The following is a 23,610-nucleotide window of genomic DNA, read 5'->3' on the forward strand; positions in this document are numbered from 1 at the left end:
GAGGCCGGAATGGGGAAGCTGGACGGGCGCGTCGTGCTCATCACGGGCGCGGCGCGCGGACAGGGCGAGCAGGAGGCCCGCCTCTTCGTGGCGGAGGGCGCCCGGGTCGTCCTGGCGGACGTGCTGGACGCGCAGGGGTACGCGCTCGCGAAGGAGCTGGGGGAGGAGCGGGCGCTCTACGTCCATCTGGACGTGGGGAGCGAGGACGACTGGGCCGCCGCCGTCGGGGCGGGGAAAGGGGTGTTCGGCAAGATCGACGGGCTGGTGAACAACGCGGGCGTGCTGCGCTTCAACGAGCTCGTCTCCACGCCGCTGGAGGAGTTCATGGACGTCGTCCGGGTCAATCAGGTCGGGTGCTTCCTCGGGATACGGAGTGTGGCGCCCGAGATCGAGGCCGCGGGCGGGGGCACGATCGTCAACACCGCCTCGTACACGGCCCTGACGGGGATGGCGTACGTCGGTGCCTACGCCGCCACCAAGCACGCCGTCCTCGGGCTGACCCGGGTCGCGGCGGTGGAGCTGGCGGGGAAGGGTATCCGGGTCAACGCCGTGTGCCCGGGCGCCGTGGACACCCCGATGACCCGGCCCGAAGGCGCCGACCCCGGCGCGCTCGACGAGCTGTACAGCAAGCTGGTGCCGCTGGGGCGGGCCGGGCGGCCGGAGGAGGTGGCGACGCTCGCGCTCTTCCTGAGCTGCGGCGACTCCGCGTACATCACCGGGCAGCCGTTCGTCATCGACGGGGGGTGGCTGGCGGGGGTCAATGTCTTCTGACGGATCGTTAGTTATTGACGGGCCGGGGGTGTGGTGGAACAGTCGACTGTCGTGAGCTGACGGTGCGTCAGATACAGAGGGATGGTGACCCCTTGGAATTCGGGCTCTTTGTACAGGGATACGTGCCGGCCAAGCGGGCCCAGGCCGACCCGGAAGCAGAGCACAAGGCGCTGATGGAGGAGACGGAGTACGTCATCCAGGCGGACAAGTCCGGGTTCAAATACGCCTGGGCCTCGGAGCACCACTTCCTGGAGGAGTACTCGCACCTGTCGGCCAACGACGTGTACCTGGGGTACCTCGCGCACGCCACGGAGCGGATCCACCTGGGATCCGGGATCTTCAACCCGCTGGCCCCGGTCAACCATCCGGTCAAGGTCGCCGAGAAGGTCGCCATGCTCGACCACCTCTCGGGCGGCCGCTTCGAGTTCGGGTCCGGGCGCGGGGCCGGGTCGCACGAGATCCTCGGGTTCCTGCCGGGCATCACCGACATGAACCACACCAAGGAGATCTGGGAAGAGACCATCGCCGAGTTCCCCAAGATGTGGCTCCAGGACGAGTACGAGGGGTTCCAGGGCAAGCACTGGTCGCTGCCGCCGAGGAAGGTCCTGCCCAAGCCGTACGGGCCCGCGCACCCGGCCATGTGGTACGCGGCCGGGTCGCCGTCCTCGTACGCCATGGCGGGGAAGAAGGGGCTGGGCGTGCTCGGCTTCAGCGTGCAGAAGGTCTCCGACATGGAGTGGGTCGTCGACTCGTACAAGACGGCGGTGGAGGGGGCGGAGCCGGTCGGGGCGTACGTCAACGACAACGTGATGGTGACGTCGACCGCCATCTGCGCGGAGACGCACGCGAAGGCGGTCGAGATCGCGGTGGGCGGCGGGCTCAACTACCTGCAGTCGCTGCTGTTCCGGTACCACGACACGTTTCCCCGGCCGGAAGGGGTGCCGGAGTGGCCCGAGCTGCTGCCCGAGTACACCGAGGAGATCATCGAGCTGCTCATCGCGGAGGAGCTGATGATCTGCGGCGACCCGGAGGAAGTGCTGGCGCAGTGCCGGCGGTGGGAGCGGGCAGGGGCGGACCAGCTGTCGTTCGGGCTGCCGATCGGGGTGTCGTACGAGGACACGATGACGACGATCCGGCTGATCGGGGAGCACGTGATCCCCGCGATCGACACGGACCCGGTCCACCGCACGACCCGCTTCCGCCAGGCCGCCGCCTGACCGTGCGGTCCGGTTCGAGGCGCCCCTTCCCGGTTCCTCCCGGGGCGGGGCGGGGCGGTGCGGTGCGCGGCGGTGCGGGGCGTGGGCGGCGGTGCGGGGCGGTGGCCTGCCGGGGGTGCGGGGGCGACCCTGCACGGCCCCGTCCCGGCCGGACGCCGGGTGCGGGGCGGGAACGGGGCTCGGGGCGGAGCCCCGACAGACGCGGGGCGGCGGCATCCCGGGCCGGCCGTTCCGTGGCAGGTCCCGGTCGGGGGGCGCGCGGCCGCGGCCGGCCGCGGCGCCCCCCGGCCGGGGCGCACGCGACGCAGCGAGAAGGGGACGTCATGCTGGACCATCTGATCAAGGGCGCCGACCTCGTCGACGGAACCGGCGCCCCGGCGCGCAGGGCCGACGTGGGGATACGGGACGGGCGCATCGCCGCCGTCGCCGAGCCCGGCACGCTCACCGAGAGCGCCAGGACCAGTGAGGACGCCGAAGGGCTGGTCCTCGCGCCCGGGTTCGTCGACCCGCACACCCACTACGACGCCCAGCTGTTCTGGGACCCGTACGCCACGCCGTCGATGAGCCATGGGGTCACCACGGTGGTGGGAGGGAACTGCGGGTTCACGCTGGCGCCGCTGCGGCCCGAGGACGCCGACTACACGCGCCGGATGATGTCCAAGGTGGAGGGGATGGCCCTCAAGGCCCTGGAGGAGGGCGTCGACTGGAGCTGGCGCGGCTTCGGCGAGTACCTGGACGCCCTGGAGGGGCGTATCGCCGTGAACGCCGGGTTCATGGTCGGGCACTGCGCCCTGCGACGGTATGTGATGGGGGCGGAGGCGGTGGGCGGCTCGCCGACGGCCGGGCAGCTGGACGCGATGGTGCGGTTGCTGCGCGAGGCGATGGACGCGGGTGCCTGGGGGCTGTCCACCACCCAGTCGTCCACCCACTCGGACGGGGACGGGCGGCCCGTGGCGTCCCGGCACGCCGGGCCCGAGGAGCTGCTGGCGTTGTGCGGGGCCGTCGGTGAGCACGAGGGGACGCAGATCGAGGCGATCGTGGCGGGGTGCCTGGACCAGTTCGCGGATGACGAGATCGACCTGCTGGTGGAGATGAGCGTCGCCGCGGGGCGGCCCCTGAACTGGAACGTCCTCACCGTCGACGCGGCCGTTCCCGAGCGGGTGCCCAGGCAGCTGGTGGCGAGCGAGCGGGCCCGCAAGGCGGGTGGGCGGGTCGTGGCGCTGACGATGCCCATCCTGACGCCGATGAACATGTCGTTGGGCAGCTTCTGCGCGCTCAACCTGATTCCCGGGTGGGGGGAGGTCCTGGGGCTGCCCGTGGACGAGCGGATCGGCAGGCTCAGGGACCCCGCGGTGCGGGCGGAGATGCTGCGGCGCGCCGATTCCAAGGAGGCCGGCGTCTTCCGGCGCCTCGCCGACTTCGGGCGGTACGTCATCGGCGACACGTACAGCCCGGAGAACGCGGGGCTGACGGGGAGGGTGGTGCGGGAGGTCGCGGCGGAGAGGGGGCAGGATCCGTTCGAGTGTCTGGTGGAGATCTGTGCGCGTGACCGGCTGCGTACGGTTCTGTGGCCCATGCCGCCCGACAACGATCCGGCGTCGTGGGCGCTGCGCCGGGAGACCTGGGAGCACGAGGACGTCCTGCTCGGCGGCTCCGACGCGGGCGCCCACCTGGACCGGATGTGCGGGGCTCCGTACACGACGAGGTTCCTCGGTGACTGCCTGCGGGGGCGGAAGCTGGTGGCGCTGGAGCGGGCGGTGAGGATGCTCAGTGACGATCCGGCGCGGCTCTTCGGGCTGCGGGAGCGGGGGCGGGTCGCGGAGGGGTACCACGCGGATCTGGTGCTGTTCGATCCGGCGCGGATCGACGCCGGGCCCGCGACGCTGGTGCACGACCTGCCCGGGGACAGCCCGCGGCTGGACTCGCGGGCGGTCGGGATCGTGTCGGTGCGGGTCAACGGCGTCGAGACGGTGCGGGACGACGAGGTCACCGGTGCGGTGCCGGGCAGGGTGCTGCGCTCGGGGCGGGACACGAGGACGGTGCCGACGAGGTGAGGCTCTTCATCGGCGGTGAGTGGGTGGAGCCCGAGGGCGGGCATTACGAGGTGGTCGACCCCGCCACGGAGGAGGCCGTCGGCCTCGCCCCCGAGGCGAGTCTTCGCCAGGTGCAGGAGGCGGCCGCGGCGGCGAAGGAGGCGTTCGGGAGCTGGTCGCGGACGCGGCCGGAGGAGCGGGCCGCCCTTCTGGACCGGGCGGCGGAGGTCATCGCGCGTGACGCGGAGGCGCACGCGCGGCTGGCGCGGGCCGAGAGCGGTGCGACGACCGGTACGGCGCGCGCCCTGCAGGTCGCCGTGGCGTCGGCGCGGTTCCGGCGGTACGCCAAGGGCGCCCTGGAGCCGGTGGAGCAGCCCCTGCCGCCGCAGATCAGCGCGGCGGGCCCGATGGGGCCGGCCGGTGTGCTCGGGGCGGTCGCGGTGCGGCGTCCCGTGGGCGTGGTCGCGTGCATCACCTCGTACAACAACCCGTGGGCCAATCCGGCGGGCAAGGTCGCCCCGGCGCTGGCGATGGGCAACACCGTGGTGGTCAAGCCCGCCCCGCAGGATCCGCTGTCGGTGTACGCGATGGCGCGGGCGCTGGAGGAGGCCGGGGTGCCGCCGGGGGTCGTCAACGTCGTCACGGGGGCGGGGGCGGAAGTGGGGGAGGCGGTGGTGGGCTCGCCGGATGTGGACATGGTGAGTTTCACCGGCTCCACGGCGGTGGGGCGGCGCATCGGCGAGGTGTGCGGGCGGGAGGTCAAGCGGCAACTGATGGAGCTGGGCGGGAAGGGCGCGGCGCTCGTGTTCGACGACGCCGACCTGGACGCGGCCGTGCGGGGCATCGGTACCACCTTCTCGTTCTACAGCGGCCAGATCTGTACGGCTCCGACGCGGGTGCTGGCGCAGCGCGGGGTGTACGGGCGGCTGGTGGAGCTGCTGACCGGTTACCTGGGCCGGCTGCGGGTCGGGGATCCGGCCGATGCCGGGACCGTGGTCGGGCCGGTGATCTCGGCCGCGCACCGTGACCGGGTGGAGGGGTACGTGGAGCTGGGGCGGGAGGAGGGGGCCCGTGTCATCAGGCACGGGTCGCCGCCGGGGTACGGGAAGGGCTTCTACGTCGCCCCGGCGCTCCTGGTGGACTGCGCGGGCGACATGCGGGTGGTGCGGGAGGAGATCTTCGGGCCGGTCGTGGTGGTGGTGCCGTTCGACGACGAGGAGGAGGGCGTCGCGCTGGCCAATGACAGCGACTACGGCCTGATCGACTACGTGTGGTCGGGTGATGTGGCCCGTGCTTTCCGTGTGGCGGGCCGGTTGCGGGCCGGCGGGGTCGGGGTGAACACGGTCGGCCGCAACCTGGAGGCGCCGTTCGGCGGCTTCAAGAAGAGCGGTGTGGGGCGGGATTGTGGTTCGTACGCGCTGCACGCGTACAGCGAGCTGCAGGCGCTCGTGTGGCCTGGCTGAAAACAGCGCAGGAAAATTTAGAAACGGGCAATTCGGACACAGCTGCGGTTCCCGCATAGCGGACGGTGCGGTTTTCACCTACCAATCGGTCGGTGTCGGTCGGGGGTGATCTTTCTTTCTGTGCTATGGGAGGGGTCTGAGCCCTGGAATGCAAGGCAAAGATCGCGGAGTTCCTTCTTCCGGATGTGGAAACCGCAGCACCTAACGTCCTCTGCATGACTCAGGTAGAAGCGCGGCCCCAGGCCGGAGACACGGTAATGAGCGGCGCCCAAGGGGGCGTACGCAAGAAGGGCCTCGGCGACAACTCGGTCGGGCTCATGGGTGGCGCCGTCATCGGTGTGTCCACCGTCGCCCCCGTCTACTGCCTCACGGCCACCCTCGGCCCTACGGTCAGTGAGGTCGGGCTGCAGATGCCGGCGATCTTCCTCGCCGGATTCCTGCCGATGCTTCTGGTGGCCTTCGCCTACCGCGAGCTGAACCGCGCGGTGCCGGACTGCGGCACGTCCTTCACCTGGTCGGTGAAGGCCTTCGGCCCGCGTGTCGGGTGGATGTGCGGCTGGGGCCTGCTCGTCGCCACCATCGTGGTGCTCTCCAACCTCGCGGGTGTCGCGACCTCCTACTTCTATCTGCTCCTCGGTGAGGTCACCGGCAGCGAATCGGTCGCCGCCCTCGACGGCAACAAGGCCGCGCACATCGCCACCACCCTCCTCTTCATCGCGGTCGCCACCGCCATCAGCTACCGGGGCATCACCGCCACCAAGTGGGTCCAGTACGCTCTGGTCGGCCTCCAGCTCACCGTCCTGCTGATCTTCGCCTTCATGGCGATCACCAAGGCCGACGAGGTCGCCGGATCGCTCGACTTCTCCTGGTCCTGGATGAACCCCTTCGGCGTCGAGTCCTTCGCCGCCTTCACCGCCGGCCTGTCCCTGTCGATCTTCATCTACTGGGGCTGGGACGCCTGCCTGTCCATCAACGAGGAGAGCACCGGCAGCGCCCGTACGCCCGGCCGCGCCGCCATGCTCGCCATGGTCGTGATCGTCGCCTCGTACCTGATGATCGCCATCGCCTCGCAGATGTACGCGGGCATCGGCGACAAGGGCACGGGCCTTGGCAACCCCGACACCGCGGACAACGTGTTCGCCGTCCTCGCCGAACCGATCATGGGCTCCGGCCTCGGCGTCCTGCTCTTCCTCGCCGTCGTCGCCTCCGCGGCCGCGAGCCTGCAGACCACCTTCATCCCGGTGGCGCGCACGGCCTTGGCCATGAGCACGTACCAGGCGATGCCGGCCTCGTTCGCCAAGGTCCACCCGCGCTTCAAGACCCCCGGCCGTGCCACCGTCATCGCGGGTGTCGCCACCGGCGCCTTCTACGCCGTGATGTCGCTGCTGAGCGAGAACGTCCTCATCGACACCATCTACGCGCTCGGCCTGATGATCTGCTTCTACTACGCGATCACCGCCTTCGCCTGCGTCTGGTTCTTCCGCCGTGAGCTGCGCCGCTCGGTGCGCGACCTGGCCGTCAAGGGCATCTTCCCGGGCCTCGGCGGCCTGATGCTCACCGCCGTCTTCGGCCAGACGCTGTACGACATCTGGGACCCGGCCTACGGCAGCGGTTCGTCGGTGTTCGGCATCGGCTCGGTCTTCGTGATCGGCGTGGGCCTGCTGCTGCTCGGCGTGGTGATCATGCTGGTGATGCAGCGCCGCAGCCCGGCGTTCTTCCGCGGCGAGGTCCTCACCCAGGAGACCCCTGCCCTCGTCGTCGCGGACTGACGCACACACCTGAGCCGGAAGGGCGGACACCGTGGGACGGCACGGTGCCCGCCCTTCCGTATGCGTAGCCTCCGGCATGGCGGCAAGGTGGACGGTATGTATGACCTCAACGCCATCGCCGAGGAACACCTCGTAGCCGCCCACGCCGACGAACACGGCCGCAGCGCGAACCTGATCCTGCGCGACCCGCCGCTGCGGCAGAGCGTCATCGCGCTCACCGCCGGCACCTCGCTCGACGAGCACAACACCCCACCCGCCGCGTCCCTCCAGGTGCTGCGGGGCGTGGTGAAGGTGACGGCCCAGTCCGGCGACACGGAGCTGACCATGGGCTCCCTGTACCTGCTGCCGCCGGAGCGGCACGGGCTGACGGCGGTGACGGACGCGGCGGTCCTGCTCACCGCCGTCAACGACTGAGCCCGTCCCCCAGGAACACCGGGTTGGTGAACGCCGCCAGAGCGCCCGGGAGGCCCGGGGCCGTGGCCGGGTGGCGGACCTCCGCGCGGACGTACGTGGCGTACGCGGCCGTCGTCGTCCACTCGGCCGTGCCCGTGCCCGACGCGGGCAGCGGCGGCGCCGTGTGCAGGACGCCCTGGTCGGTGACGAAGCGGGCCGTGCAGCCCGGGGCGCCCGCCACCTCCAGGCGGACCGTCACCGGGGCGTCGGGCGGTACGGCGAGCCGGTCACCGATCCCCGCACGGTCGCCGCGCCCGCCCGTGGCCGTGAAGGACAGCGACACGGCGGCCGACTCGGCGACGTACGACCGCCCCGCGCGCAGCCCGGCCAGGACCGCCTCGCGGGTCAGGTCGTCGGCGAGGACGACCGTCTGCGGCTCGCCCACCTTCTGGGGCTCGCGGTGCGCGTCGCTGCTGCCCATCGCCGGGGTCCACCGCCCTGCTGTGGCCAGGGTGCTGTCCCAGTCGGCGAGCGTCACCTCGTCGTCCGGGGTGTACGGGCCGTTCCACACCTCCACCACGTCCGCGTCGGCGAACCCGAACTTCCAGTTGCAGCCGATGCACGTGGCGTGCGGGTGGGCCGGGACGACCAGGCCGCCGGCCCGGCGGATCGCGCGGGCGTAGTGCCCGAAGCGGTTGTCGCGGGCCCGGTAGCGCCAGTCGACGAACGTGCCGGGGTCGGTGCCGATGGCGACGACGTGACCGTTGCGCGTGGTGACCTCCTCGCCGGTCAGGATCAGCAGGTCGTCGCCCCACAGGCCCTCCCACGCCCGGTGGGCGGCGTGCGTGTTGTGCTCGGAGGTGTTGATGAAGTCCAGCCCGGCGGCGCGCGCTGCGGCCGCGATCTCGGCGGGGGTACGGCGCCCGTCGGAGTACACCGAGTGCAGGTGGCAGTCGCCCCGGTACCAGGCCCGGCCCCGCCCCCGGGCGCGCTCCGGCGGGTACACGGGCGCGGGCGTACGGCCGGGCGTGCCGTACGTGAGGCGGACCGTCACCGTGTACGCCAGGCCGCCGGGGGCGACCGTGTACGGGCCGAGCGCGATGTGCCAGGTGCCCGCCCGCACGGGCCCCGGGAGGTAGCCGGGCGTGGCGTCGTCGGCGCGGAGGAAGAACTCGGTGCGGGCGCCGCCCGACCAGCCACGGAAGCCGCGCCCGCCCAGCTCGGTGCCGCGCTCGTCGAAGACGCCGATGTCCAGGGCGTTGCCCTGCGTCCCGGGCGGGACGGCGGGCCGTTCGTACGCGTACGACACCCGGATCTCCCGCACCCCGCGCGGTACCTCGACCGGCACGTACACGTAGTCGGGCGAACCGGGCGGCAGGGTGCCGCGCAGCACCTGCTCGGTCTGCCCGGGGGTGAAGCGCAGTCCCGGGGCGGCGAAGGCCCCCGCCGCGCCCGTCACGAATCCTCGTCTGCCCATCATGGGTGCCACCCTCCTCGCGGCCGGTGAATTCCCCGCCAACCCGAGGCGACGGTCTCGGAATTCACCGCCGGACGCCATACGTTGGGCGGTCATGCGCATCGCGACGACGATTTTCCTCACGGACCAGACCATCACCCCGGTACGACTCGCGCGCGAGCTGGAACAGCGTGGCTTCGCGGGCCTCTACCTGCCCGAGCACACCCACATCCCCGTCGAACGCACCAGCCCCTACCCGGCGGGCGGCGACCTGCCGCCCGAGTACGGCCGCACCCTCGACCCGTTCATCGCGCTCGGCCAGGCCGCCGCCGTCACCGAGCGGCTCGGCCTGGGCACCGGCATCACGCTCGTCGCCCAGCACGACCCGATCGACCTGGCCAAGCAGGTCGCCACCCTCGACCACCTCTCCGGCGGCCGCTTCACCCTCGGCATCGGCTACGGCTGGAACAGGGAGGAGGCGGAGGACCACGGCGTGACGTGGAGCGCCCGCCGGGAACGCACCCGCGACCGGATGGCCCTGATGCGCGCCCTGTGGGCGGCCGAACCCACCGCGTACGAAGGCGAGACCGCCTCCGTACGCGCGTCCCAGGCCTGGCCCAAACCGGTCGGCGGCGCTCCTCGCACCCTGATCGGCGGCGCGGCCGGCCCCAAGCTCTTCGCCCACATCGCCGAGTACGCCGACGGCTGGCTCCCCATCGGCGGCCGGGGCCTGACCGAGACGCTCCCGGTGCTGCGGGAGACCTGGGAGAAGGCGGGCCGCGACCCCGGGGCCCTCCAGGTCGTCCCCTACGCCGTGCGCCCCTCGGCGGGCAAGCTCGCCCACTTCGCCGACCTCGGCATAACGGAGGCCGTCGTTCAACTCCCGCCGTCGGGCGAGGCCGAGGTGCTGCGGACGCTGGACGAGTACGCCCAGTACGTGTAGGAGCCCCGCGCTCGTATGCTCGGGTCCATGACCGATGACCAGTCCGGACGCCCCACCCCCAACGCCATGCGACGCGCCCTCAAGCGGGCCAGGGACGGGGTGGCGCTGGACGTCACCGAGGCCGCCGTCCTGCTTCAGGCGCGCGGCGCGGACCTGGACGACCTGGCCGCGTCGGCCGCGCGGGTGCGGGACGCCGGGCTGGCGGCGGCCGGGCGGGCCGGGGTCATCACGTACTCGAAGAGCGTGTTCGTCCCGCTCACCCGGCTGTGCCGGGACACGTGCCACTACTGCACGTTCGCGACCGTGCCCGGCAAGCTGCGGCGGGCCGGGCACGGGATGTTCATGTCGCCGGACGAGGTGCTGGACATCGCCCGCCGGGGCGCCGAACTGGGCTGCAAGGAAGCGCTGATCACGCTGGGCGACAAGCCCGAGGACCGCTGGCCCGAGGCGCGGGAGTGGCTGGACGCGCACGGGTACGACGACACCCTCGCGTACGTACGGGCCATGGCGATCCGGATCCTGGAGGAGACCGGGCTGCTGCCGCACCTCAACCCGGGTGTCCTGTCGTGGACCGACTTCCAGCGGCTGAAGCCGGTGGCGCCGTCCATGGGCATGATGCTGGAGACGACGGCGACCCGGCTGTGGTCCGAGCCGGGCGGCCCGCACTACGGCTCCCCCGACAAGGAGCCGGCCGTGCGGCTGCGGGTCCTGGAGGACGCGGGCCGGTCGTCGGTGCCGTTCACCAGCGGGCTGCTCATCGGGATCGGGGAGACGTACGAGGAGCGGGCGGAGTCGCTGTTCGCGCTGCGGCGGGTGGCGCGGGCGTACCACGGCATCCAGGAGCTGATCATCCAGAACTTCCGCGCCAAGCCGGACACGGCGATGCGCGGCATGCCGGACGCCGAACTGGACGACCTGGTGGCGACGGTCGCGGTGGCCCGGCACATCATGGGCCCGTCGGCGTGTCTGCAGGCCCCGCCGAACCTGGTCGACGGGGAGTACGGGCGGCTCATCGGCGCCGGGATCGACGACTGGGGCGGGGTGTCGCCGCTCACCATCGACCATGTGAACCCCGAGCGGCCCTGGCCGCAGATCGACGCGCTGGCGGAGAAGTCGGCGGCCGCCGGTTTCGAGCTGCGTGAACGTCTCTGCGTCTACCCCGAGTTCGTCACGCGCGGCGAGCCGTGGCTCGACCCGCGCCTGCTGCCGCACGTCCGCGCCCTCGCCGACCCGGCCACGGGGCTCGCGAACCCGGACGCCGAGGTGCGCGGCCTGCCGTGGCAGGAGCCCGACGAGGCGTTCACCGCGTCGGGCCGTACCGACCTGCACCGCACCATCGACACGGAGGGCCGCACCGCCGACCGGCGGGACGACTTCGACGAGGTGTACGGCGATTGGGAGGCGCTGCGGGAGGCCGCCGCACCCGGCATGGTGCCGCAGCGCATCGACACCGACGTACGCGAGGCCCTCGCGGTCGCCGCCGGCGACCCGACGCGGCTGACGGACGAGCAGGCGCTGGCGCTGCTGCACGCGGACGGGCCGGCGCTGGACGCGCTGTGCCGGGTCGCGGACGACATCCGGAAGACGGCCGTGGGCGACGACGTCACCTACATCGTCACCCGCAACATCAACTTCACCAACGTCTGCTACACCGGCTGCCGCTTCTGCGCCTTCGCCCAGCGCCGCACGGATGCCGACGCGTACACCCTGTCCCTGGACCAGGTCGCCGACCGGGCCCAGCAGGCGTGGGAGGTGGGCGCGGTCGAGGTGTGCATGCAGGGCGGCATCCACCCGGACGTGCCGGGCACGGCGTACTTCGACATCGCCCGGGCGGTCAAGGACCGGGTACCGGGCATGCACGTCCACGCCTTCTCGCCGATGGAGGTCGTCAACGGCGCGACCCGCACGGGCCTGTCGATCCGCGAGTGGCTGACCGCCGCGAAGGAGGCCGGCCTGGACTCCATCCCGGGGACGGCCGCGGAGATCCTCGACGACGAGGTGCGGTGGGTCCTGACCAAGGGCAAGCTGCCGGCGGCCACCTGGATCGAGGTGGTGAAAACCGCCCACGAGCTGGGCATCCGGTCCTCGTCGACCATGATGTACGGGCACGTCGACCAGCCCCGCCACTGGCTCGGCCACTTCCGTACCCTCGCGCGGATCCAGCAGGAGACCGGTGGCTTCACCGAGTTCGTGACGTTGCCCTTCATCCACACCAACGCCCCCGTCTACCTCGCCGGCATCGCCCGCCCCGGCCCCACCACCCGCGACAACCGCGCCGTCACCGCCATGGCCCGCGTCCTGCTCCACCCGCACATCCCCAATATCCAGACCAGCTGGGTGAAGCTGGGCGCCGACGGCGCCGCCGACATGCTCCGCTCCGGCGCCAACGACCTCGGCGGCACGCTCATGGAGGAGACCATCTCCCGCATGGCGGGCTCCTCCTACGGCTCGTACAAGTCCGTCCGGGACCTCGTCGCGATCGCCGAAGCCGCCGGCCGCCCGGCCCGCGCCCGTACGACGCTGTACGGCGAGGTCCCCGAGGAGCGGCAGCGGGCGGCGGCGGCATCCGACGGACACCTCCCGGAACTGCTGCCGGTGCTGACAGACTGATCCCATGAGGACCGGGGCGGGGGCGGCGCGGCCATCGATGGGAGAGCTCATCGAGCGCCGGCGCCGGGCGGGTTTCGTGGGACGGGAACGGGAAAGGGCGCTGTTCCGGGCGAACTTCGACACCGCTCCGGACGACGAGCGGCACCGTTTCGTCTTCCACATCGTGGGCAACGCGGGCGTCGGCAAGACGACGCTGGTGCGCGAGCTGCAGGAGACGGCCGACAGGCTCGGGGCCGTCACGGCGTACGTCGACGAGGACGTCAACAGCGTGCCCGAGGCGATGGCGGCGATCAGTGCCCGTTTCGCCCGGCAGGGCCATGCCCTCAAGGCGCTGGACCGTCAGCTGGCGACCTACCGGCAGCGCCGCCACGAGGCGGAGTTGTCGGTGGTGGGCGACCAGGCCGGCCCCTCACCGTCACCGGTCGGCATGGCCGCCGCCCAGGCTGGGCTGATCGGGGCGGGCATGGTGCCGGTCGTCGGAGCGTTCACCGGTGCCATCGACCCGGCGCAGCTGGCCCGGCGCGCCGACCAGTTGAGGGCCGCTCTCAGCGCCCGCTTCCACAACCCCGAGGACGTCCAGCTCGTCCTCGACCCCCTCAAGGTGCTCACGCCCGTCCTGGTGGCGGAACTGGACCGGGTGGCCGCCGAGGTCCCGTGGCTGGCGCTCTTCTTCGACACCTACGAGCGCACCGCACCGTTCCTCGACACCTGGCTGCGCGACCTGATGACGGGCGCCCGCTACGGGGCGCTGCCCGGCAACGCCGTACTCACGCTGGCCGGTCGGCGCCGCCTCGATCCCGGCTGCTGGGCGGACGTCGCGGAGCTGATCGAGGAGCTGCCGCTCGAGCCCTTCACCGAGCCCGAGACCCGCCGCCTGCTGTCCGCGAAGGGCATCGTGGACGAGTCGGTCGTCCAGGACGTGCTGCGCCTGTCGAGGGGCCTGCCGGTGCTCGTCACCACCCTCGCCGAGAAGCCCGGCGAGCCCAACACCGCGGGCGCGACCGCCGTGGACCGCTTCCTCAAGTGGGAGGACGACCCGGCCCGCCGCGCCGCCGCCCTGGCCTGCGCGTTGCCGCGCCGGCTGAACGAGGACGTGTTCACCGCGGCGACCGAGGAATCCGCCGATCTCTTCGGGTGGCTGCGGGCCCTGCCCTTCGTCTCCGAGGGCGACGGCCACGCCAAGTACCACGACGTCGTACGCGACCCCATGCTGCGCCTCCAGCGGACCGACTCCCCGCGCCGCTGGCGCGAGGCGCACGGGCGGCTCGCGGAGACCTTCGCCGGGTGGCGGGCCTCGGCCGCCGCCGGGCTCGGCCCCGACGGGCTGTGGGGCGACACCCACTGGCGCGAGCTGCGCGAGGAGGAGCTCTACCACCTGCTGTGCGCCGACCCGCGCGGCGCGCTGCCCACCGCCCTGGCGGACGGGCCGGACGCCTGCAAGGAGGGCACGGCCGCCGCCCGCCGTTGGGCGCGCACCCTGGCGGCGGCGGGCCAGGACTCGGACGCGGAGGTCCCGCGGCGGTGGGGGAACGACTGCCTGGGCGTCCTCGGCGACGAGGAGCGCGGCGTCGTCCGGGTGCTGGGCCTGCTGCTGGCGCGCGGCGGGCTGGACGTCGAGGGCCGGATCCGGGCGCTCGACGCCCGGTCGTACCACCACCGGGTGGCCGACCGGTACGACGAGTCGCTCGCCGACTGCGACCGGATGATCGACCTGGCGCCCGGCGACTGGCGCGGCTGGTTCGACCGGGGCGTGACGCGCCGTCTCCTCGGCGCCTGGGACGAGGCCCTGGCCGATTTCGCCCGGGCGGAGGAACTGCGCCCGGACACACCGCGGATCATCCGCGAACGGGGCGAGACCCACCGGGGCGCGGGCCGCCCGGCCGAGGCGCTGCGGGAGCTGGACCGGGCCCTGGCCCTGGACCCCTCCGACGCGACGGCACTCGCCTCCCGGGCCGCCGTCCACGAAGCCCTGGAGCGGCCCCGTGAGGCCCTGGCGGACGTCGACCTGGCCCTGGACATCAGGCCGGACTACCGCTGGGCCCTCCACCGCCGCGCCCATGTCCTCCGTGGCCTGGGCGACACCGAGGGCGCGCTGAGGGACCTCGACCGGGCGGAGGCGCTGAAGCCGGACGACCCCTGGACCCTCGGCGAGCGCGGGGAGACCTACCGGTACGCGGGGCGGTACGAGGAGGCCATCGCCGCGTACGACCGGGCTATAGCCCTCGACCCCGGGTACGCCTGGGCCTTTGGCAGCCGCGCGATGGCGCACGAAGCCCTGGGCAGGACCGAGGAGGCGCTGGCGGACCTGGCGCGAGCGGTGGAGCTGAAGCCCGACTACGCGTGGGCGCTCGTCCGGCGGGCGGAGATCCTCGCCCGGCTGGGCGACACGGCCGGCCGGTTCGCCGCCCTCGACCGGGCGGTGGAGGCGGCGCCCGGCGATTCCTGGGCGTTGTGGGTGCGGGCGGACGCCCTCGACGAGGCGGGCCGCCACGAGGAGGCCGTGGCCGACCTCGACCGCGCGGTGGAGGTGGGCCCGGAGCGGGCGGACAACTGGCGGCTGCGGGCGTTCGCGCTGCACCGGGTGGGGCGGTACGAGGAAGCCGCCGCCGACGTGGACCGCGCCCTGGAGCTCGCCCCGGACGACCCGGCCGCCCTTGCCACGCGTGCTTCGATCCACGAGCGTCATGGGCGCATGGAGGAGGCCCTCGTGGATCTGAACCGTGCCATCGAGGTGGGCGGCGGTGACGCGTGGACGTTCGTCGTCCGGTCCTCCGTGCGGGAACGCACGGGTGATGTGCGGGGAGGGCTGGCGGATCGCGTACGGGCGGCCGAACTGGCCCCGGACGACGCCCGCGTGCTCACGTTGGCGGGGGAGGGGCACCGTAGGGCCGGCCTCCACGGGCAGGCCATCACGTTCTTCGACCGGGCCGTCGCGCTCGCGCCGGACAGCTACTGGGCCGTGGGCAGCCGGGGCCAAGCGCTCCGCGCGCTGGGCCGCCACGAGGCCGCCCTCGCCGACCTCGACCGCGCCGAAGCGCTGGCCCCCGACAAGGCCTGGATCGTCGCCGAGCGGGGTGCCGTCCTTCAGGACCGCCGCCAGTACCACGACGCGCGGCGGGAGCTGGACCGGGCGGTCGCCATGGATTCTTCGGAGGGGTACGTCCACGAGCGCCGGGCCGTGTTCCACCAGGCCACCGGCCGGCTGCCGGAGGCGCTCGCCGACCTCGACCGGTGCCTGGAGCTGGGGCACGAGACCGCGTGGGCACTCCGTGGCCGGGCGGTCGTCCAGCTCCTGCTCGGCCGCCCCGACGAGGCGCTCGCCGCCCTCGCCGGCGTGCCCGACCGCGCTCTGGGCAGCCAGGCGCACCGCAGGGCGGGCCGTCTCGGCATCGCCCGCCGGGAGGCGGAGCTGCTGTCCGCCGAGGACCCCGGCGCGGGTGCCCCGCTGCTCGCGATGGCCGTGAGCCGTATCGAGGGCCTGTCCGCGGCGGCCGGCCACTGGCGGGCCGCCGGCCTGACCCATCCGCTCGTCGCCGTCTGCGCCCTCGGGGAGTGGTCGCACGCCGACGACCTGCTCGCCGGCTTCCTCACCGCCGCGCCGCCCTGGAACGAGTTGGCCCGCACGGCCCACACCCTGGCCGAGCTCCTCCAGTGCCCCGGCGCCGACCCGGCCGAGCTGGAGCCTCGGCTGCGCCGGGTGGAGGCCGCCCGGGACGCCTTCGGCACAGGCCGGTGAACCCCTCAAACCCACCCCTGACGGGCGTCCGTGCCCATAACACTCCGCCCCCCGGGCCCCTCGATTCCTTCGATTACAGTGCTGCGCGCCGACAGTGACGTCCACGGGCGACGGGAGGGACGCGAGGTGAGTGCAGCAGCCGCGGCTGTCTGGGGCCGGGCCGAGCAGCAGGACTTCCGTGCCCGGGTGCGGGGCTGCCTCCTGGGTGCCGCCATCGGGGACGCCCTGGGGGCGGGCGTGTCCGGGTTGTCCGTCGAGGCGATCCGGGCGGCGCACGGGGCCGACGGGCTGACCGACCTGGCGCCCGCGTACGGGCGGCGCGGTGCCGTGACGTCCGCGACCCAGCTGACCCTGTTCACCGTGGACGGTCTGATACGTGCCCAGGTGCGCCGCGACACCGGTGCGTGGCATCCGCCGACCGATGTGCACCGTGCCCATCTGCGGTGGGCCGCCACCCAGCGCGACTGGGGTCCCGACGAGCGCCGCAAGGACAACGGCTGGCTGGCGTGCGAGGAGTGGTTGTACGCCCGCCGCGACCCCGCGCACGCCACCCTCACGGGTCTGGGCGACGAGATCCTCGGCACCCTGGACAAGCCGAAGAACCCGGCCGCCCGCGACGCCGGCGCCCTGGTGCGCTCCGCGCCGTACGGGCTGCTGGTGGGCTGGGAGCCGCAGCTGGTGTGCCAGCTCGCCGTCGAGTGCGCCGTCCAGACGCACGGCCACCCCACCGCGTACCTGTCGGCCGGTGCCTTCGCCGTCGTCGTGCACGGCCTGGCCCGGGGCGAGAGCGTGGACGGTTCCGTGCAGCGGGCGCTGGCGCAGCTGGCGGCGCGCCCCGGTCACGAGCCGGTCAGTGACGCGCTGAAGCACGCCCTGGGTGCCGTACGGCAGGGGATCCCGAGCCCCGCGCGGATCGCGTCGCTGGGCGACACCGACGGGGAGCACGCTGAGGACGCCCTGGCCATCGCGGTCTACTGCGCGCTCGTCGGCGAGGACGTCCGGCACGGGTTGCGGCTCGCGGTCAACCACGACGGCCCGTCGCAGACCACCGGCGCCCTCACCGGGGCGCTGCTGGGCGCCCTGCACGGCGAGACCGCCCTCCCGCCGGCCTGGCTGGCCGAGCTGGAAGGGCGGCCCACGATCCTTCAGCTGGCGGACGACTTCGCCATGGAGATGACGCAGGGCCGGGCCCTGCACGGCCCGGCGGTCTCCGCGCCGGGCTGGCTGGCCCGCTACCCCAGGGGCTGACGCTCGGGGACGGCGGCGGCGGCCGGGCTGCCGTCGTCGGAGTGCAGCTTGTCCAGCACGGCGTCCCGCTGCGGGGTGTCCTCCGGCTTGATGAAGCCGATGAGTACGTACAGGATCAGCGACGTGGCCAGCGGCGAGACGATCTGGATCTGCAGCTCGATGCCGTCGAGCCCGTAGTTCGTCAGCCAGAACACGAACAGGCCGGCCGCCCACGACACCAGTGCCGCAGTCGGCCCGGACCTGCGGAACGTACGCAGCAGACCGAGCATGAACGGGATGGCGATCGGCCCCATCAGGCCGGCCACCCACTTGATGACGACGGTGATGATGTCGCCGAACGTCGGGGAGTTGACCTGCGTCGCGATCGCCATCGACAGGCCGAGGAACGCCACGGTCGACCAGCGGGCGGCCAGCAGCCCGGCCCGGTGCGACCAGGAGCGGGCCGCCTTGGAGAGGGCGGGCGCGATGTCCCGGGTGAAGACGGCCGCGATGGCGTTGGCGTCGGAGGAGCACATGGCCATGGTGTGGGAGAAGAACCCGACGATGACCAGGCCGAGCAGCCCGTGCGGCAGCAGCTGTTCGGTCATCAGGGCGTAGGAGTCGGACGCGTCGGGCTTCTCGGGCGTGACCAGCAGCGGTGCGCACCACATGGGGAAGAACAGGACCAGCGGCCAGACGAACCACAGGACCGCCGACAGCCGCCCGGAGCGGGTCGCCTCGCGGGCGGTGGGCGTGGCCATGTAGCGCTGTGCCTGGTTCCACATGCCGCCGCTGTACTCGAATGTCTTGATGAAGAGGTACGCGAGGAGGAAGGTCACCGTGTACGGTCCGGCGGTCGGCGCGGTGTGCCCCTGGAGCTCGGGCCGGTCCCACACGGTCCACAGGGCGCTGAAGCCGCCGAGCTTCGCCATGACGGCGACGAGCATGGCGATGCCGGCGAAGAACTGGATGATGAACTGGCCGAGTTCGGTGAGGGCGTCGGCCCACAGCCCGCCTACGGTGCAGTAGATGCCGGTGATGACACCGGTGATGAGGATGCCCTGGTTGAGCGAGATGCCGGTGAAGACGGACAGCAGCGTGGCGATGGCGGCCCATTTGGCGCCCACGTCGACGATCTTCAGCAGGACGCCGGACCAGGCGAGGGCCTGCTGGGTCGGCAGGTTGTAGCGGTTCTTCAGGTATTCGAGCGGCGAGGCGACGTGCAGCCGCGAGCGCAGCCGGTTGAGCCGGGGCGCGAAGAGGTGGGCGCCGATGGCGATCCCGATCGCGATGGGGAAGGACCAGGTGACGTACGAGGTGACGCCGTACGTGTAGGCGATGCCCGCGTATCCGGTGAACATCACCGCGCTGTAGCCGGACATGTGGTGCGAGATGCCCGACAGCCACCACGGCATCTTGCCGCCGGCGGTGAAGAAGTCGCTGACGTTGTCCACGCGTTTGTGCGACCAGAGGCCGATCGCGACCATCACACCGAAGTAGCCGATGAGCACGGCCCAGTCGAGACTGTTCATGTGCCCCCTCCAGGGGTCCGCCTTGTGAACGTCGAAGCGCGTCGTCAGTACGTCCGGTCAGCGGCGCCCCCGTGCGGGAGCGGGGACTTCGGGGATTGAACCGCCAGTTCGAGCAGCGGGTCAAGAGATCCTGTGGTCACAAATATGAACGTGGATCAGAAAGCAGAACAGTTTTACCTTTTCTTGACCCACGGGGTCGTTGTCGCGGCCGTGGCGGCGGCCACACGATGATCGTGCGCTTCGTCAGGTCCGTACGACACATGGCACAGCGACCGCACGGGATGCGGGTCCCGTGCGGTCGGCGAAAGGGAGGGCGCTCTACCTCATCAGTTCGCCCGCGTTGACCAGCAGAGACTGGCCCGTGATCGCCCGCGCCCGGTCGGAGGCGAGGAACACCGCCGCCTCGGCCGCATCGGCGTCCGTGGCGAGCTCCGGCAGTGCCATCCGCTCGGCCAGCCGGCTCAGCACCTCGTCCTCCGCCACGCCCTCGGCCTCGGCCGTCAGGCGTACGTACGCCTGGACCGGCGGCCCCCACATCCAGCCGGGCAGCACCGTGTTGACCCGGATCCGGTACGGGCCCAGCTCGCGCGCCAGCGAGTACATCGCCGACGTCAGCGCGCCCTTGGACGCCGCGTACGCCGCCTGCCGCACCTGCGACGGGGCGGCCACCGCCGACTGCGTACCGACGATGACCACACAGCCCCCGCGCGTCTTCAGCGCCGGCAGGCAGGCCCGGGTCATCCGCAGCGTCCCCAGCAGGTTGACGTCCAGCACCCGCTGCCAGGCGGCGAAGTCGGCGTCCTGAAGCCCGCCGAAGTGGCTGTCGTACGCCGCGACATGGACGACCGCGTCGATCCCGCCGAACCGCGCGACGGCGAGCGCGGCCAGCGCCTCGCACCGGCCCTCGTCGGTGATGTCCGTGGCGAGGTACGCGGTGCGCCGCCCCTCCGGGTCGATCCGCTCGGCACACGCGGCGAGTTTCGCCTCCGTACGAGCACCGAGCACCGCGTGACCCCCGTCCCGCACGACGGCCGCGGCCACCTGGTGACCCAGGCCGGGCCCGACGCCGGACACGATCACGGTCTTGTCGCGCAGCAGCATCCGGTGCCTCCCCGGCTCTGGACGAGTATCTGACGCACCGTCAGAGTAGGCCGCATGAGCGACGACGACAATGACACGCGAAGCGAGGAGTACGCGCGGCTCGCGGCCGTCGGCCCCTACGGGGTGCGACCCGGCCACGCCCTGATCACCATGGTCGAGCCGCACCCCGGCCACGAGTACGCGTACAACCGCTGGTACGAGGACGACCACTACTACGCGGGCGCGATGGCCATGCCCTGGATCCAGGCGGGCCGCCGCTGGGTCGCCACCCGCGACCTGCGACTGCTGCGCCACCCGGCCACGTCGGCCGTCGCACAGCCGGTGACCGCGGGGTGCTACCTCTCCACGTACTGGATCACCGAAGGGCGCTACGACGACCACATGAAGTGGACCGTCGCCATCAACAAGCGCCTGAACCGCGACGGCCGCGTCCACCAGGCCCGTACGCACATCTTCACCGCGTTCCACGACCACGCGGCCACCGTCTACCGCGACGGCGCGGCCGGCCCCCGCGACCACCACGCCCTGGACCACCCCTACGCGGGGCTCGTGCTCCAGGTCATCGACACCGAGACCCCGGAGCGGCGGGCGGCCCTCCTGGAGTGGCTCCGCTCCCGGTACCTGCCACGCCGCCTCGCCGGCTCACCGGCCGCGATGGTCACCGTCTTCCGCCCCACGCCGCTGCCGGGCGACCGTATGACGTACGTCAAGCAGGTGGAGGCGGTCGACACCCGCCTGACCCTGCTGTGGTTCCTGGAACAGGACCCCCGCACCTGCTGGCAGGACCACTTCACCGACCTTGCCCCGGGCGACCGGGGCCGGCTGGAACTGGTCGCCCCCTTCATCCCGACGGTGCCGGGGACGGACCGGTACGTCGATCAATTGCGCTAGCGCATGACCGAGCCCCCTCGGCCGGGACGGCGGACCAGTCGAGAGGGCTCATCGGTGACGCGCCGGCGGACTTCAGAGAGCCCCCGTGCTCACTTCACGCACGAACGCGTTCCACGACTCGGGGACGAACGTGATCGACGGACCGGCGGGGACCTTCGAGTCCCGTACCGCGATCGCCGCGACGACGGGGGACTTGACCTCGACGCACGCGCCGTTCCCGCCGGAATACGAGGACTTGGTCCAGGTCTCCGTGGCGCCCTGAATGATTGCCATCTTCTCCGCTCCGGTTCTCGACAGTGACAGCAGTGACTCGCACCGGCCCGACCTGCGGGCTGGCGTGATCGACGCTACTCGTCGAGATCTGCGTGCGGGGCGGGCGTTCACTCGACCGGATGGCATATTCCAGGCGGGTCTTCCGCTGGAAGCCGGCGGGGTGTACCGTACCGGCTTCTTCCCCGGCGGGCTGGGCCACTTCCCGTCATTCCGGCTGTAATCGAGGCATTCGGAAGCATGGGGAGTACGGGCGCAACAGGGACGTCACTGCGCCAGGTCCGTGTAGTCCTTGATGACCTCGCCGATGAACTGCCGCGTCTGCTCCACGTTCAGCGCCTGGGCACGCAGGTGCTCGTACATCACGCTGTACCGCTGCACGTCGTTCGCCTTCTCCAGGTACAGATCACTGGTGACGCCCTCGATGTAGACGACCGAGGAGTCGGCGGCGTCCGGGAACTCCAGGATGGCGTAATGGCCACTGATGCCGGGGTGCGCGCCCATGTCGAACGGCAGCACCTGCACGGTGACGTGCGGCAGGTGCGACTGCTCGACCAGGTGCTCCAGCTGCTGGATCATCAACTGCTTGTCGCCGACGACGCGGCGCAGTGCCGACTCGTCGATCACCGCCCACAGGCGCAGCGGCGTCTCGGCGTCCTTGATGCGCTCCTGACGGCGCGCGCGGACGTTGACCCGCTTCTCGATGTCGGCCGGTGACGACTCGGGCAGCGCGCCGGTGATCAGCGCCTCCGCGTACTGCCGGGTCTGCAGCAGGCCCGGCACGACCTGGGGCTCGTACACCCGCAGCGAGGCGGCGTCCGTCTCCAGGCCGATGTAGACGCTGTACGGGATGTCGCCGAAGGCGTGCCACCAGCCCTGCTGGCGCGAGTCCTTCGCCATCTGCATCAGCGAATCGACGATACGGTGGTCCTCGACCTCGTACACCCCGCACAAATCACGGACATCGCGCTGGCTGATCGAGCGACGGCCGTTCTCAAGGCGGCTGATCTTCGACTGCGAGACGAGCAGGCGCTCCGCCACCTCCTCCGCCGTCATGCCCTTGAGCTCACGCAGCCGGCGCAGCTCCTGGCCCAATCTGCGTCGCCTGACGGTGGGGTTGACGTTGGACGCCACGGGAAACTGCACCTCCGGCTGCTTGGCTGCGGTAGCTGGCGTAGCTCTACGTATCTACTGCTCAGCAGACTGCCACCAATGGGCTGTGCGCGCTGGAAAATGGCCACACGAGCGCCTGTGCGTACGCACGTACGGACACGCGCGAGCGCGCGGGGCGGCCCTCGGGCTGCCCCGCGCGCTCATGCGGCTCCCGGAAAGCCGGGTCGTGGGGGTGGTGCGTGCGCTCAGTGTGCTCAGTGCGCCACGGCGCGGGCCATCGACCCGCTGCGTGACTGCGGCTGCATCGGTACGGCCGTGGCCGCGCGGCCACCGCCTCCCGAGCCGGGGCTACGACGTGGCTGTGCGCCCACGCCGTTCTGGACGTCCATCACGGCGTGCGCCACGAGACCACCCATCGGGTCGTGCCTGATCAGGTCCCGGAGCCGCGAACGCGATGAGCGCCCCTCGTTCCCGGGATAGAGGTGCTTGCCGAGACCGACCGCGTGGGCCAGCGCGGCGAGCGCCGCGGTCCGCGGGTCCGGCGGTACGCCGGTGCGGATCGCACTGTCCAGCCGGGCCCTGATCTCCCGGCTGATCGCCGTCTCCGTCGCCTGGTAGCGCGTCGTCGGCAGCACCCCGCACATCTGGCCCTCGACGGCATGCACCATGCCGCACCGCTCCAGATGCGAGAGATACGTCTGGCGCAGCCCCAGTCGGGGCCCGCCGATCCAGTGGACGGCGCGCACCGGACTGCCGCGCCTGCGCAGCAGCTCGAGCGCGGAGTCCAGTGTCGGATCTCCGGTCGGCCGTGGCATCACCACGGCGATACGATCCCCGTCAGGGGCTATCCGTCCTGCCAGAGCCAGCTCCACTAGCTGTGCTCCGGCCAGGCCGAGGTCGAGCGACTGCGGCTGCGCTGTGGTACCCGTGGCCGGGTCCAGAGCGAGCAGCAGAAGCTCCTCCGGAAGTGTTCTGCGGCTCCTGCCCATCCATGCCTCCCCGCGTGGATGAATGACAGGGTGACCCCTCTCACATTGGTCTGTCGAGAGCGCCTGGGTGCTTCGTACGGGAACCAGTAGGTATGT

At 72.2% G+C, this 23,610-nt stretch carries 17 protein-coding genes; 11 read left to right on the plus strand and 6 right to left on the minus strand.

Going from position 1 to position 23,610, the window contains the following annotated elements; all coding sequences use genetic code 11:
• The first annotated feature begins 9 nt into the window (after positions 1–9).
• The 6 genes from AMK26_RS27030 (at position 10) to AMK26_RS27055 (ending at position 7,667) form a co-directional block, all read left to right on the plus strand.
• Entirely contained in the window at positions 10–771 is a 762-nt protein-coding gene (locus AMK26_RS27030; RefSeq protein ID WP_073757375.1) for an SDR family NAD(P)-dependent oxidoreductase, read from the plus strand.
• Between the two features lie 92 nt (positions 772–863).
• Positions 864–1,988: an LLM class flavin-dependent oxidoreductase gene (locus tag AMK26_RS27035; RefSeq protein ID WP_073757376.1), complete on the plus strand. Its 1,125-nt coding sequence runs from the start codon at positions 864–866 to the stop codon at positions 1,986–1,988.
• Positions 1,989–2,311: 323 nt separating this feature from the next.
• Positions 2,312–4,042, plus strand: a complete 1,731-nt coding sequence (locus AMK26_RS27040; RefSeq protein ID WP_073757377.1) for an N-acyl-D-amino-acid deacylase family protein — start codon at positions 2,312–2,314, stop codon at positions 4,040–4,042.
• Entirely contained in the window at positions 4,039–5,484 is a 1,446-nt protein-coding gene (locus tag AMK26_RS27045) for an aldehyde dehydrogenase family protein (RefSeq protein WP_073757378.1), read from the plus strand. The genes AMK26_RS27040 and AMK26_RS27045 overlap by 4 nt, the downstream gene beginning before the upstream one ends.
• Before the next feature lie 215 nt (positions 5,485–5,699).
• On the plus strand, positions 5,700–7,253 hold the full coding sequence (locus AMK26_RS27050; RefSeq protein WP_073757379.1) for an APC family permease: 1,554 nt from the start codon (positions 5,700–5,702) through the stop codon (positions 7,251–7,253).
• A gap of 96 nt (positions 7,254–7,349) precedes the next feature.
• The gene (locus AMK26_RS27055; RefSeq protein ID WP_073757380.1) at positions 7,350–7,667 is read left to right on the plus strand and encodes a cupin; all 318 of its coding nucleotides are present in this window, start codon (positions 7,350–7,352) and stop codon (positions 7,665–7,667) included.
• Here the strand turns inward: AMK26_RS27055 and AMK26_RS27060 are convergent.
• The gene (locus AMK26_RS27060; RefSeq protein ID WP_073757381.1) at positions 7,657–9,126 is read right to left on the minus strand and encodes a CehA/McbA family metallohydrolase; all 1,470 of its coding nucleotides are present in this window, start codon (positions 9,124–9,126) and stop codon (positions 7,657–7,659) included. The two genes, AMK26_RS27055 and AMK26_RS27060, sit on opposite strands and share 11 nt — an antisense overlap.
• A gap of 91 nt (positions 9,127–9,217) precedes the next feature.
• Here AMK26_RS27060 and AMK26_RS27065 point away from each other — a divergent pair, with 91 nt between their 5' ends.
• The 4 genes from AMK26_RS27065 (at position 9,218) to AMK26_RS27085 (ending at position 17,639) form a co-directional block, all read left to right on the plus strand.
• Positions 9,218–10,045 (plus strand): LLM class F420-dependent oxidoreductase, encoded by an 828-nt coding sequence (locus tag AMK26_RS27065; RefSeq protein WP_073757382.1) that lies wholly within the window; start codon positions 9,218–9,220, stop codon positions 10,043–10,045.
• 27 nt (positions 10,046–10,072) lie between these two features.
• Complete coding sequence (locus AMK26_RS27070) at positions 10,073–12,655, plus strand: bifunctional FO biosynthesis protein CofGH (protein ID WP_198944169.1); 2,583 nt, start codon at positions 10,073–10,075, stop codon at positions 12,653–12,655.
• Positions 12,656–12,659: 4 nt separating this feature from the next.
• The gene (locus tag AMK26_RS27075) at positions 12,660–16,391 is read left to right on the plus strand and encodes an ATP-binding protein (protein WP_241838084.1); all 3,732 of its coding nucleotides are present in this window, start codon (positions 12,660–12,662) and stop codon (positions 16,389–16,391) included.
• Between the two features lie 126 nt (positions 16,392–16,517).
• A complete protein-coding gene (locus AMK26_RS27085) occupies positions 16,518–17,639 on the plus strand; it encodes an ADP-ribosylglycohydrolase family protein (RefSeq protein ID WP_073757385.1) in 1,122 nt (373 codons plus the stop codon).
• On the opposite strand, the gene AMK26_RS27090 is transcribed toward AMK26_RS27085, so the two are convergent.
• Together AMK26_RS27090 and AMK26_RS27095 are read right to left on the minus strand one after the other, a co-directional pair.
• On the minus strand, positions 17,624–19,150 hold the full coding sequence (locus tag AMK26_RS27090; protein ID WP_073757386.1) for a sodium:solute symporter family protein: 1,527 nt from the start codon (positions 19,148–19,150) through the stop codon (positions 17,624–17,626). The genes AMK26_RS27085 and AMK26_RS27090 overlap by 16 nt on opposite strands.
• A 318-nt stretch (positions 19,151–19,468) precedes the next feature.
• On the minus strand, positions 19,469–20,251 hold the full coding sequence (locus AMK26_RS27095) for an SDR family oxidoreductase (RefSeq protein ID WP_073757387.1): 783 nt from the start codon (positions 20,249–20,251) through the stop codon (positions 19,469–19,471).
• Positions 20,252–20,305: 54 nt separating this feature from the next.
• On the opposite strand from AMK26_RS27095, the gene AMK26_RS27100 reads away from it, so the two are divergent.
• Positions 20,306–21,142 carry a hypothetical protein gene (locus tag AMK26_RS27100; RefSeq protein ID WP_073757388.1) on the plus strand — a complete coding sequence of 279 codons (837 nt, stop codon included), beginning with the start codon at positions 20,306–20,308 and terminating at the stop codon, positions 21,140–21,142.
• Positions 21,143–21,214: 72 nt separating this feature from the next.
• Here AMK26_RS27100 and AMK26_RS27105 read toward each other — a convergent pair whose 3' ends face one another.
• From AMK26_RS27105 to AMK26_RS27115, 3 genes are all read right to left on the minus strand, one after another.
• The gene (locus AMK26_RS27105; protein ID WP_073757389.1) at positions 21,215–21,415 is read right to left on the minus strand and encodes a DUF397 domain-containing protein; all 201 of its coding nucleotides are present in this window, start codon (positions 21,413–21,415) and stop codon (positions 21,215–21,217) included.
• Between the two features lie 264 nt (positions 21,416–21,679).
• Complete coding sequence (locus tag AMK26_RS27110) at positions 21,680–22,546, minus strand: helix-turn-helix domain-containing protein (RefSeq protein ID WP_073757390.1); 867 nt, start codon at positions 22,544–22,546, stop codon at positions 21,680–21,682.
• A 233-nt stretch (positions 22,547–22,779) separates the two neighbouring features.
• Positions 22,780–23,514 (minus strand): GOLPH3/VPS74 family protein, encoded by a 735-nt coding sequence (locus AMK26_RS27115; RefSeq protein ID WP_073757391.1) that lies wholly within the window; start codon positions 23,512–23,514, stop codon positions 22,780–22,782.
• Between the last annotated feature and the right edge of the window lie 96 nt (positions 23,515–23,610).

Source organism: Streptomyces sp. CB03234 (assembly GCF_001905885.1).
Classification (GTDB): Bacteria; Actinomycetota; Actinomycetes; order Streptomycetales; family Streptomycetaceae; genus Streptomyces.